We start from the raw sequence: 13,367 nt of genomic DNA, 5'->3' as shown, positions 1-13,367 counted from the left end.
TCGACGGAGGAGAAATCACACTAGAAACTCCGTTGCTAAAATCGCCAATCTTTGTCGAGTTACGCGTGCGATTTCTCTTCCGTCGAAATGACAAAAAAAGAAAAAATCCGCGTCAAATCCGTTCAATCCGCCAAATCCGCGGGCAAAAAACTATTTCTTAACTTTCACAATAAGAGGATTATTTATTTTAGAAGCAAACGAACTCAAATAAGCTTCCCATTCTGCTTTAGTTTGAAACGGACTTCCTTTTTTCCATCCAAAGCCTGTATAATAAATCACTTTATTGTTTTTTACGGTTAGGTTTGCGTATAAATTACTGAGGTCTTTATCGTTTGTAATATAGTTGTCAAATCCTGTTAAAGTGTTTTTTGGAGCCACCAAACCAGTTCCTAATTCTGAATCGTCAAGAGGCTCCCAATGGCTGATCCAGCCTTCTTTTACATTAGTACCAATAGTTCCTTTTTTATCATGAAGTGTTAGTCCGGCAGCAATTTCTTTTGTGCCTTTTATGTTGATTTCAAAACGAGAAAGATAATTTCCATAATCGAGAGTAATTAGTTTAGATTCGGTTATTTTATTGCCTTTTGCATCCCAATTGGCATACGTCAGGATAAAACTCGTTCTGATTGGTCCTGTTGTAATGGTTCTCCAAGTCGTAAAATTTTTAGAAAAATAGTATTTATTATCCACTTTTACAGCGATTCCGCCCACGCCGCGACTGTCGCCAACATGAAAATTATCCAAACCTTCACCAGTATCTTTATGATACGTTCCGGTTCCTAAAGTTGCTTTTTCGTACCATTTATTAATAATAGGATAGTCAACTCTTTTTAGCCAGGCGTCAATTCCGCTGGTCAAAGTTCCGCCTTCGATATGATCTTCGACCATTTTTTGAGCAACGGGACCATAAGTTCTAAAAGCTACTTTATTGTTTTCCCAAGCATAATCATCGGTTCTTTCGGGAACAAATCTCGAATAGCAATTCACCACTTTTGTTGCATCCGGATTTGTAGCTACTAAAACCTGAAAATCTTTGTGTGAAGAAGCATTAATTTTGGGCTGAAATAATAATATATCTGTATTTCCGTCTCCATCAGTATCTACGATTTGGCTTTCTAAAAAGTTACCTGAACCTGATTCTTTAATTACATAATCTTCCAGTTTTGCCGAAGAAGGCAAACCGAGGGATTTCTTAGTTAATTCAATCGTTTCAAATTCTCTGTCAACAGAAAGAGAATTGGTAACGGTTATGGTTTTATTTTGCGAATGAACAGCAAAACTACTTGCCACAATTGCGGTTAGTAAAAGATGTTTTTTCAAAATTTGAGGGTTTTAGTTTTCGTTAGAAGGTTTGCCAATTGTAGCCAGAATTCCACCGTCTACATATAAAATGTGACCGTTTACAAAGTCACTTGCATTAGAAGATAAAAAGATTGCTGCTCCGGCCAAATCACTTGGATCGCCCCATTTTGCAGCTGGAGTTCTACTGATAATAAAATCATTAAACGGATGTCCGTCAACTCTGATAGGTTTTGTTTGTTCAGTAGCAAAATATCCCGGACCAATTCCGTTGATTTGAACATTGTATTTTGCCCATTCCGTTGCCATGTTTTTGGTCAGCATTTTCAAACCGCCTTTTGCCGCAGCATACGCGCCAACTGTGTTACGGCCTAACTCGCTCATCATCGAACATATATTGATTATTTTACCTTGTCTTCTTTCGATCATTCCTTTCGCAACGTGCTTGGAAACGATAAAAGGAGAAACCAAATCAATATCAATTACTTCTTTAAAATCGGCAACTTCCATTTCGATTAACGGAATTCTTTTGATGATTCCGGCATTGTTAATCAGGATTGCAATTGGTCCAACTTCACTTTCAATTTTCCTGATTGCGGTTATAACTTCTTGTTCATCGGTTACATTAAATTTATAACCAACCGCATTTATTCCTTCACTTTGAAGTGCTGCCACAGCTTCATCAATTTTTTGCTGAGAGGAGTTTCCGTTAACTATAATTGTTGCTCCGACTTGACCTAAACCTTTTGCCATTGCCATTCCCAGTCCGTGTGTACTTCCCGTAATGAGGGCAATTTTTCCTTTTATATCAAATAAGTTTGTCATGTTTTTATCTTAAATCAGTTATTTTAGCAACATCCATATCTCCGTAATCCAGATTTTCTCCAGCCATTCCCCAAATAAAAGTATAATTAGAAGTTCCTGAACCTGAGTGAATTGACCAGGGCGGAGAAATTACTGCCTGATGATTGTTCATCCAGATATGTCTGGTTTCCTGTGGTTGTCCCATAAAATGACAAACTGCTTGATTCTCCGGAATATCCAAATAGAAATAAACTTCCATTCTACGATCGTGAACGTGTGCTGGCATAGTGTTCCAAACGCTTCCCGGTCTGAGTTCCGTCATTCCCATTTGTAATTGGCAAGTCGTTACGATTCCGCCAATAATCATTTGATTTACAGTCCTGTGATTTGCCGTTTCCATCGTTCCAAGTTGTAGTTTATTGGCTTCAGCCAAACTTACCTTTTTGATCGGATGTTGTGTGTGAGCAGGAGCGGAGTTTAGGTAAAATAAAGCAGGATTTTCAGGATCATCACTTTTGAAGATCACTTCTTTATTTCCGCTTCCAATGTATAAAGCATCTTTATGACCTAATTCATACGAAGTTCCGTCGACTTCAACTGAGCCTTTTGCACCAACATTGATGACTCCTAATTCACGTCTTTCGAGAAAATATAGTGCTTTTAGAGGATCAATAGTTTCGAGTTTAAGCGGAGAAATAGGAACAGCAGAACCTGCAATATAACGATCGTAATGAGAATAGGTAAGAGCGATTTCCCCCTTTTTCATTAGATTGTCAATCAAAAATTCAGCTCTTAATTGTGCAGTGTCGTATTGTTTTACAGCTTGCGGACTTGACGCATATCGGGATTCATAGAATATTGACATTTGATATTTTTTTGAGTTCAAATAGGAATTTTATAACTCTATAAAAATACAAATCAAATGTTTAATAAAAATACATTATAGGGGTAAAAACGTCCAAAAGCTTGTTAATGAATTTATTATTTGTTTTGAATTGGGAATTTTGATGTATTGGAATGTCTTAATTTGTTTATTTTATTGTTGATTAATTTGATTTTTTTGTAATTTACATTGTCATCTGATTAAAGTTATCAGGTTATTTAAAATTGTAAATAAAGAATATGGAAGTTAAGTGTATTATTTTTGATTGTGATGGTGTTCTTGTTGATACTGAAAAAATTGGTAACGGAATTTTACTTTCTATGGCTGCCGAACATGGTTTTGAAATGAAATTAGAAGATGCGTATCGCGATTTCAACGGACGCAATTTGAAAGAATGTTTTTTACATATCGAAGATGCTATTGGTAAAAATCTTCCCGAAAATTTTGAAAACGAATATCGCCAAAGAAGTTTCGAAGCTTTCAAAACTCAGGTTAAACCAATGGAAGGCATAGTTTCATTCCTGAATAAATTAAAAATTCCGTATTGTGTAGCTTCCAGCGGTCCGGTTGATAAAATAAGACTGAATCTTGAAGTAGCAGGTTTATTGGATAAATTCGAAAATAAAATATTTAGTTCGTATCAGATTAACAGTTGGAAACCGGATCCCGGAATTTTTCTGCATGCTGCAAAAGAAATGGGTTTCGAAGTAAAAGATTGCATCGTCATTGAAGACAGTAAAGCGGGAGTTATAGCCGGAATCAATGGCGGTTTTAAAGTCTATGGTTTTGCGAATGGTTATAACAATCAAGATTTAGAGAAAGAAGGAGCGATACTTTTTAGTGATTATGAAGAGTTGAGTTTTTTGTTTCAGGTTTAGAAAGTTTCAGGTTTTCTTTGTTTCAAGTTTCAGGTTTTCAGTCTCAGTTTTCAGTATGCGTTTCGGAGGAGCAAAACATATTTTAGGTATGTCCCGATCCCGAAGCGCAATGTCATTAAGTTAAGGAAATATTGCCGAATAAATCTCGCGCAAAGTCGCAGTCCCGAGGCTTCGGGAGCAAAGAAAATGTATGTAAACTTGGCGGCTTTGCGACTTTGCGCGATTTTTTTGCAGTCTTAATTATCTAAAAAAGCTTAACTTAATGACATTGCCCGAAGCGTCGGGACGGGATTAATCCATTCTTCGCAATCCATAAATCCAATCTTGCACCAAACCCGACAGGTTTTTAATCCCGAGGCTTCGGGAGTGTTGCGTTTAAATTGTGTGCATTTCTCGTATAATTTCACAATAAAACCAATCGTATATGTGTAGTCCCTACAGGACAAATGTTTTGTGGGGATAATGAATATTCTACCAACAGATAATCTCTCCGAGATATACTTTTTGGATCGAATATTAGATGAAAAAATCGAATCAAAATAAGCCATTTCTCTGGAGTTTTAGAAAACGTTCCGAAGGAACAAAATATATTGTAGGGATGTCCCGATCCCAAAACGTCGGGACGGGATTAATCCATTTATCGCAATCCATAAACTCAATCTTACGCCAAACCCGACAGGTTTTTAATCCCGAGGCTTCGGGAGTGTCAGGTTTAAATTGTGAACATTTCTCGTATAATTTTGCAATAACCTCAATTGATGTGTAGTCCCTACGGGACAAATGTTTGCTGGGGGATAATGAATAATTCTACCAACAGATAATCTCTCCGAGATATTCTTTATGAATATTTGCAGAACAAATTACACATTCTATTTTCACATTTCACTAATTCTCTCATTATCTAATTCTCTCATTATCTAATTGACTCATTATCTAATTGACTCATTATCTAATTTCAAAATTGCCCCATTTTTCTCATTGTCAAATTATCTAATTAAAATGTAATTTGTTGCATTAAAATAAAATTTTATATATTTGGATATAGAGATTCATTTTTTTTATGGCTTTCAGTTATCAAATTATAATTTCTAGAGCCATAATAAACAACTTTATTTTGCCTTAAAAACAGCCTCTCCCCAAGTCGTTGTTTTTAAGATTGTGGGACTCATATACCACAAAATAACCTACACACCGCAGCAAAATGACGAAAACTTTTATTAGACTTTTAGGTCTATTCCTATACTTTATACCTATAATTGGAAATGCTCAAATTAAGAAAATTGGCGTTCCTTTTATCACCAATTACAATCCGAAAACATATAAAGCGGCTTCAGAAAACTGGGATCTTTTACAGAATTCTAAGGGAATGCTGTTTTTTGCCAATCATTTTGGGATTATGCAGTTTGACGGCGTGCGTTGGAGTATTGTCACGCAACCGGAAAACAGGAGCATGGTTCGTTCTCTTGCGATTGATAAAAACGATAAAATGTACGTGGGTGCTCAGGGCGATTTTGGCTATACAGTTCAGTTATCAAACGGGCAATATAAATATACATCTTTGGTGAAATTACTTCCGGATTCGGCTAAGAATTTTGGGGATGTTTTGCATACCGTTATTCGGAATAATGAAGTGATTTTTTTCTCGAATGAAGAAATATTTATTTATAAGAATAATAAAATCAAAGTAATACGTCCAAATGAGAAATTTGACGAGTTTTTTGAAGTCAATAAAGATATTTATGTTTCGGATGATGTGAGAGGATTGTTGAAACTAAAAGACGATGCTTTGGTTGAAATTCAAAATAGTGCTCAATTTATCGGAATGAAGATTCGGAAGATTTTCGAAACCAAGAACGGTTTGCTATTTCTGACGCAAAAAAAAGGACTTTTTCTGTATCAAAACAATCAGTTAAAACCCTTTGTAACCGAGGCAGATTATTTGTTTAAGCCGTATCAGATTTCAGCGGGAATCCAACTTTCTGATGGATATTTTGGTATCGGAACACGTCAAACAGGGTTGATAGTCATTGATAGTGCAGGACATTTGATTCAGCATATCAATAAACAAATGGGTTTGCAAAATGATTATGTAACCAACCTTAAAGTCGATACGGCAGGGAATTTATGGGTAACGTTAAAAGAAGGAATTTCAATGATTCAGATTGCTTCGCCATTATCCCGAATATTGGACAGTTCGAATGCCGAAACCAAAATATATTGCAGTCAAATTTATCAAAACAAACTATACATTGCTACAGATAATGGAGTTTTTTGGCTCGATTGGGAAGCTTATAAAAAAGGTGAAAATGAAAATATACGTTTTCAGCATATCTCAGGAATGTCTGAAAATGTCTGGAATGTTGGTGTTTTTGGAAATTCGCTTTTGGCTTTTGAAAAAAATGGAGTTTTCGAAATAAAAGGAAATTCCGCTCAATTATTAGCCAAAACAGATGGAGCCTGGCAAGGCGTACTAATTCCGAATCATCCTGACTTATTACTTGTGGGTGGTTATAACGGATTATATTTATTGAAAAACATCAATAATTCCTGGGTTTATCAGCATAAAATAAAAGGTTTTGATGAAAGCAGCAGAATTATTGTAACCGAAAAAAACGGGAGTATCTGGATTGCTCACGGCTATAAGGGAGTCTACAAAATCAAATTCAATACGACATTCGATGCCGTTTTAAATGTAGAGTTTTACAATCAGGAGGCGGGTTTTCCGTCGAGTTTGTTTTTGAATACTTTCAAAATAAACGATCAGATTTTGTTTGGAACAAGGAAAGGAGTTTACAAACAAGATTCTCATTCGAAGAAAATGATTCCCGACGCTCTTTTCAAAAAATATCTGGGATTAGAAAGTCATATTCGGTTGCTTAAAGCAGATAACCAAAACAATATCTGGTATATTTCCGGAGAAAATACAGGAAAAATGACTCAAAAAGCTAGCGGAAAGTTTGCTGTCGAAGAATTGCCTTTTAGGAAACTAAGGTATTTATATGTTCCGGGTTTCGAGAACATTCAGACAACTGCAAATGGTGATGTGTTTTTTGGTACACAAGAAGGTTTAATTCATTATAATGCGACCAAAAGCAGAAAATATCAATCCAAATATAAGGCAATTATTTCTGAAGTAAAATGCATTTTCCCGAAGGATAGTTTATTGTTTTCGAGTCGATATGATGTGCTTCCAACCAATACAGAATCTGCAAATGATACCCTTTCTCCAGTTTTGTCATATTCGAATAATGCGCTGCACTTTTCGTTTGCATCACTTTGTTATGACGAGGCTGATGCTACAAAATATGAATATTGGCTCGAAGGTTTTGAACCAAAATGGTCAGATTGGAGTCTTCAAACGGAGAAGGAATACACGAATTTGTCGGAGGGTGAATATGTTTTTCACGTGAGGGCAAAAAATATATATGATGTGGTGAGCGAAGAAGCCGTTTTTAGATTTGAGATTTCACCGCCCTGGTATCGTACAAGTTGGGCTTATATCTTGTATTTGATGCTCTTTGGAGTTTTGATTTATGCGATTATCAAGTACCAAAAGAATCTTGCAGAACGGGATCGTGAACAATTAATTCTGAATCAGGAGAAGGAATTGTTGCGAAATCGTGCCGAATTAAACGAGCAAAAATTAGCATTAGAACAGCAAAATATGACGATTATGCGGGAGAATCTCGAAACAACGATCAATCTTAAAAATGCAAAAGTTGCTTCAAGTACCGTGAATCTTATTCATTTGAATGAAATTTTACTTTCGATAAAAGAACTTATCGGGCAAATTGATAAGAAGAATGATCAAAATGTAAATTTCAGTTTACTGACAAAAATCAACCGAATTATTGACCACGAATTAAAGGGAGATCAGCATTGGAACGAGTTCGAAGAAATTTTTAATCAGCTTCATGATAATTTCATGCAACGCCTAAAGTCGAGTTTTCCGGAATTGACTCCGCGTGATATGCGATTGTGTGCTTATTTGAGAATGAATTTCAATACGAAGGAAATTGCTCCTCTTTTAGGAATTTCTGTGAGAGGAGTAGAAGATACCAGATATCGCATTCGTAAAAAACTGCAGCTTTCATCTGAAGCAAATATCACAGAATTTATTTTGAATTTTTAAATGGTTTTTCACGCAGATTTTGAAAGGATTTTAGCAGATGCACGCTGATATTTTGTTTTTATTTTTGAACGGATTAAAATCCTTCGCAATTATAATAACCGCAATCTTGTCAATTTCGACCGAAGGGAGAAATCACACGCGGGAAGAACGCACTGTTATTGAGCCTCTTTATGCGATTTACTTCGTCTGTTCGCTATCGCTCGGGTCTCCCTTCGGTCGAAATGACAAATTGTGGCGAAAATGCAATCGTTTCTAAACCCGACAGGTTAAAAAAACCTGTCGGGTTTGCTGCTCGGAATTTTACTAGCGTTCCATAGGAACAAAATATATTGTAGGGATGGATTTTAATCCATTCTTCGCATCGTAACCACAATCTTGTTCTGCGTACCATAACCGCAATCTTGTCATCCCGAGGAACGAGGGATCTCCGCAAGTAGCTCGACAAAGATGGGTGATTTTGATTGCGAAGGATGGATTAAAATCCATCCCTACAATATAAATCGAGCCGAAGGCTCTTTACAAAAGTTACGGAGGAACGATCTGTTTTGTAGCAACAGATTTTTATCCGTTGTAAAATAAAATTAATCTGCAGAATCTGCCTAAATCTTTTTAAATCTGCGTGAAACAAAAAATTATATCTTAAAATAACCCCACAAATTGAGCTTTTTATTATTAAGTAAAATCTGAAGTGGTTTTACGGGTTTTGACGCCTATTTATTACATTTTTTTACAAACACCGTAGTCAAACCGTATCCCTAAAATGACGTTTTAGGGCGTTTATTTGTTAATATTGTCATCTTATTAATACAAGACGATACTATTTTACCCAAAATAGGCTTTTGTTGTGTTAATAGACTTTACTAACAAAAAACTAAAAAAATGAAACAAAAAGACTCTTTTTTCGGCCGACCACCGAGAAGCAATTACTATTTTTTGAAGAGATGCCTCGTGCTGACAATCTTATTATTGTCTCCTTTTCTAAAACTTCACTCACAATGCAACACACTAGTTTGGTCAGATGAATTTAATGGTACAACAGTAGACGCAACCAAATGGCAAAGCATTTCCGGAAACGGTTGTCCTTCGCTTTGCGGTTTCGGGAATGGTGAAGCAGAACGTTACGATCCTAATCAGGCAACAATTGTCAAGGAAGGAACAAACAGTTATTTGAATATTGAAGCGAAGTACGATCCAAATGCTCAATTTCCGGCACAACCGTATTCTTCTGCAAAATTAACGACAGAAGGCAAATATGCAATAAAGTACGGAAGAATTGAAGCCCGTATGAAGTTATCATCGGGAATGGGCGCTTGGCCGGCATTCTGGATGTTACCAGCGGGGACTTCAAATTGGCCTTTTACAGGTGAAATTGATATCATGGAAGCCAAACACAGAAACCCAAAATCTATAGATGGAACAATTCACTATGATGGCGGCGGATATCATTATACAGGCAGAAGTTATAGTTCTCCAACAGATTTGTCTACAGAATTTCACGTGTATGCAGTAGAATGGGGACCAAATATCATAAAATGGTTTATTGATGGAAACTTATTTCATACAGCAACGCCACAGACGACTGTAAATGGTGGGTGGCCTTTTAATGATCAGCAGTTTTATATTATACTAAATCTGGCTGTTGGTAGTGCAGGAACACCGTATACAAGTGTAAACGGTGTGGGAGTTGAACCAATTCCGGCTGATTTTCCTTCGAAACTGCAAGTAGATTATGTTCGCGTTTACAGCGGTAGTTTTACCTATGGTGTTCTTGGTGATGCAAAAGTCTACAACAATGAAACCAACAAAACGTATTCTATAAATGCGATTGCAGGTGCCAGTTATAATTGGACAGTTCCTGCGGGAGCAACGATTACTTCGGGACAAGGAACAAACACGATTACTGTAAACTGGGGAACTTCTGGGGGAGATGTTTCTGTAGTAGCTACAGTTTCGGGTTGTGTTGCGAATACCTATAAATTGGCTGTAACGACAGAAGTGCCTTTGCCGGTTGAAAGAATTTATGAGGATTTTCAATCGAACAGAAATATTGTGTACGGACTTAAAACAGGAGTTTTGACGGAAGCAGTTGCAAATCCATCGGCTACGGGAATAAATACCTCAGCTTTGGTGGGGAAATATGTTCGTAATACAGCTGAATTATACGATGTTATGAATATCAAAAATGTTGTAATCAGCAATGCTAATGATTATGTTTATGGCAGAAAGAAAATCTCTTTTGATATCTATACTTCGGCACCGGTTGGAACTAAAATTTCTATGCAATTAGAGAATAGTCTGGTAACAACAGCTACTAATTTTCCGTCAGGAAGACATAGCGGTTACAAAGCCACAACAACGGTACAGAACAAATGGGAAACCATTGAATTTGAATTCGAAAAAGTCATCGATCCAAATACAAGTGCTTTGTCTATCAATAATGTAGTATTCCTTTTTGAATCCAATTCAAATTCAGGAACGACTTATTATTTTGATAATTTACTCACAAAAGCAGCGCCTGAAAAACCAATTATTGCGACAGATGTTTTACAAAACTATGACGGCATTAATAAAATCATCAAGGGAACTACAACGGGAGTATATTCTATTGTAGCAAATCCGGGTTCAAATTCGGTTAACAATTCTGCAAATGTGGCAAAATATGTCCGTAATGTTACGGAACAATATGATGTGCTTTTCTTTAATACACAAGATAACATTGAAGATGCAGGATTATTAAAAAATCAGACCAAAAAAATCATGATTGATGTTTATACTTCGGCACCAATTGGTACGGTGGTAAGTCTGAATTTAGAAAATAGTGCAACATCGCTTCCAGCTAATTTTCCAACCGGAAGAAACAGTAATTATGTTGCAATCACGACCAAACAAAATCAATGGGAAACGCTGACATTCTATTACAATTCAAGCCCTGACGAAGGAACTTCAAATCTGGCGGTAAACCAAATGGTGATATTAGCCAATTCAGGTTCTTATACAAGTGACACATATTATTTTGATAATATCAGAATTGGTTCTACGAAACTTCCGGATACTTTCACGCCTGGAGTTGTGTATGAAGATTATCAAACGGTACATAATATTACTTTTAGAGATGCTATTGGAACTTATACTCCAAACACAGCAAACCCAAGTGCAAGCGGAATCAACACCTCTTCAAACGTTGGAAAATATGTTAGAAAATCAACGGAGTTGTATGATAACTTTTCATTCAATACAACTTTAACTAATATTGGAGAATTCAAAAGCGGAACCAAAAAATTCGCAATGGATGTTTATACTTCTGCTCCGGTTGGATCCGTGATTTCATGGCAGGCAGAAAGCAGTGCTTCAATTCCGTCAAATTATCCTGTTGGAAGACACAGTATTTATCAAGCCGTTGTAAAACAAACTAATACTTGGCACACATTAGTATTTACTTATGCAAGTGCGCCGGATGCTTCAACATTAGATAGCGAAGTAAATCGTTTTGTTTTCTTGTTAGAACCGGGAACGAGTTCAGGAAATACTTATTACTTTGATAATATCAGAGCTGTAAATTTAGTGGGTACAGAAAATCCTCCTGCAACTTTACCTGCTCCGTGGGTGAGCACAGATTTAGGTGCTGTAACTCCTGTTGGAGAAGCTACTCACGCAAGTGGAACATTCACAATCAAAGGATCTGGAAATGATATTTGGGATACAGGCGATCAGTTTCAGTTTGTAAATCAATCTATTACAGGTGATGCCGAAATTATTGCCAAAGTAAATTCACTTACCAATACCAATACGTATGCAAAAGCGGGAGTTATGTTCCGTGAAACGCTTACGTCAACGTCTAAACATGCCATGACAGATGTAAGTGCAGCGGCAGGTCTGGAATTTTTAACGAGAGATACTGTTTCGGGAATTACAACTGCTACGGTAGCTGCAGGAACGGCTCCAAAATGGATTCGTGTTACAAGAGCAGGAAATGTATTTACATCTTATACTTCGGATAATGGAACTACATGGACACAATTGGGTACGCCAAAAACAATTGCCATGGCAAGTACTATCTATGTGGGAATGGCGGTAACTTCTCATGCAAACGGAACTTTGGCAACAGGAGTTTTCAGCGATGTTATTGTTCGAAATATTACTCCGCCTGTTAGCAATGTCAATTTGGCTCTAGCCAAAACCGCTACAGCTTCAACAGAAGAGAATGCAACATTATCTGCCAGTAAAGCAACTGACGGAGACGGCATAGGAACAAGATGGGCAAGTTCTTTTGCTAATGCATCAGAATGGATTTATGTTGATTTAGGAAGTAATTACAACATCAATCGTGTGATATTGAAATGGGAAGCAGCTTTTGCAACGCAATACAAAGTTCAGATTTCGACAGATAATGTTTTCACCGAAAATGAAACCGTAAACACACAAACTACCAGTGATGGAGGAACAGATGATTTGGTGGTAAGCGGAACCGGAAGATACATTAGAATTTTATGTACTACAAAAGCTTTGGCTCCATACGGATATTCTCTTTATGAAATTGAAGCTTACGGATCTGCATCAACTGCGAAGAAAGCAGCAGCTATTATGGAAGAAGCTGAAGCCGAAACAACAACATTTGCTATGTATCCAAATCCGGCGAGTAATTATGTTCAGCTTTCATTGCCTGAAAAATTAGACAACAAAGTCGTAACGATTTATGACGATGCAGGAACATTGGTTGCAGAAAGCAAATTTGATGCTAATGCTACTGAAGCTACAATTGATATCAGCAGACTTCGAAAAGGAATTTACATTCTGAATTTCAAATCTGATCAAAAAAGCTGGACTAAAAAAATGATTAAGCAATAACCAAAATACAGTTGGGTGTAATGATCCTTAATAGTTACATCCAACTTTTTATTAACCTTAATCCGTTAAAAATTATTTAACACATAGAAACATAGGTTTTATATATGAAAAAGAAGGCAAAAAAACATAATTTCTTGCACATAGTCCCGAAGCATAATGTCATTAAGTTAAGAGGGGATCTATCAAATTACTTAACAGTTTAATCTAGAAAGTAATTAGAAAAATCCGTTTTTATCAACGTTTTCGCTTTAGCGAATCAGTAAAATCAGCGTCTAATTTTAACGCGGATAAAACAGATTTACTTCGTAAAAACGCGGATAAAAACAGATTTGATCTGCAATAATTTTATTTTTTAAAAGCTTAACTTAATGACATTGCCCGAAGCATCGGGATGTGTTTTAAATAAGTGAAACGCCTTTTTTAGAATACAAATTCTATCCCGCCCGGACGTTTCGGGATTGGGACTATGTGTTAAAATTATACCCAATAGATTACCCATATTTTCTCATTCTTACTAATTAATTAA

Annotated in this window: 6 protein-coding genes; 3 read left to right on the top strand and 3 right to left on the bottom strand. The window is 36.4% G+C overall.

The window, feature by feature from the left end; translation table 11 throughout:
- Positions 1-150: 150 nt before the first annotated feature.
- Genes EAH81_RS11130 through kduI form a run of 3 tightly spaced genes read right to left on the bottom strand, consistent with a single transcriptional unit; the run spans position 151 to position 2,968 of the window.
- The gene (locus EAH81_RS11130; RefSeq protein ID WP_140506952.1) at positions 151-1,320 is read right to left on the bottom strand and encodes a DUF4861 family protein; all 1,170 of its coding nucleotides are present in this window, start codon (positions 1,318-1,320) and stop codon (positions 151-153) included.
- 12 nt (positions 1,321-1,332) lie between these two features.
- On the bottom strand, positions 1,333-2,124 hold the full coding sequence (locus EAH81_RS11125; protein WP_140506949.1) for a gluconate 5-dehydrogenase: 792 nt from the start codon (positions 2,122-2,124) through the stop codon (positions 1,333-1,335).
- A gap of 4 nt (positions 2,125-2,128) precedes the next feature.
- The gene (kduI, locus tag EAH81_RS11120) at positions 2,129-2,968 is read right to left on the bottom strand and encodes a 5-dehydro-4-deoxy-D-glucuronate isomerase (protein WP_140506947.1); all 840 of its coding nucleotides are present in this window, start codon (positions 2,966-2,968) and stop codon (positions 2,129-2,131) included.
- Positions 2,969-3,225: 257 nt separating this feature from the next.
- On the opposite strand from kduI, the gene EAH81_RS11115 reads away from it, so the two are divergent.
- From EAH81_RS11115 to EAH81_RS11105, 3 genes are all read left to right on the top strand, one after another.
- Positions 3,226-3,864, top strand: coding sequence for an HAD family hydrolase (locus EAH81_RS11115; RefSeq protein ID WP_140506944.1), 639 nt, complete (start codon positions 3,226-3,228; stop codon positions 3,862-3,864).
- A 1,201-nt stretch (positions 3,865-5,065) separates the two neighbouring features.
- Positions 5,066-7,996 carry a triple tyrosine motif-containing protein gene (locus EAH81_RS11110; protein WP_140506942.1) on the top strand — a complete coding sequence of 977 codons (2,931 nt, stop codon included), beginning with the start codon at positions 5,066-5,068 and terminating at the stop codon, positions 7,994-7,996.
- Positions 7,997-8,875: 879 nt separating this feature from the next.
- Positions 8,876-12,841 (top strand): family 16 glycosylhydrolase, encoded by a 3,966-nt coding sequence (locus tag EAH81_RS11105; protein ID WP_140506940.1) that lies wholly within the window; start codon positions 8,876-8,878, stop codon positions 12,839-12,841.
- Positions 12,842-13,367 lie beyond the last annotated feature (526 nt).

This window comes from Flavobacterium pectinovorum, from assembly GCF_006438875.1.
GTDB classification, from domain to species: Bacteria; Bacteroidota; Bacteroidia; order Flavobacteriales; family Flavobacteriaceae; genus Flavobacterium; species Flavobacterium pectinovorum_A.
Note: the sequence above shows the minus strand (reverse complement) of the source record. Positions and strands in the feature narration are given on the sequence as shown.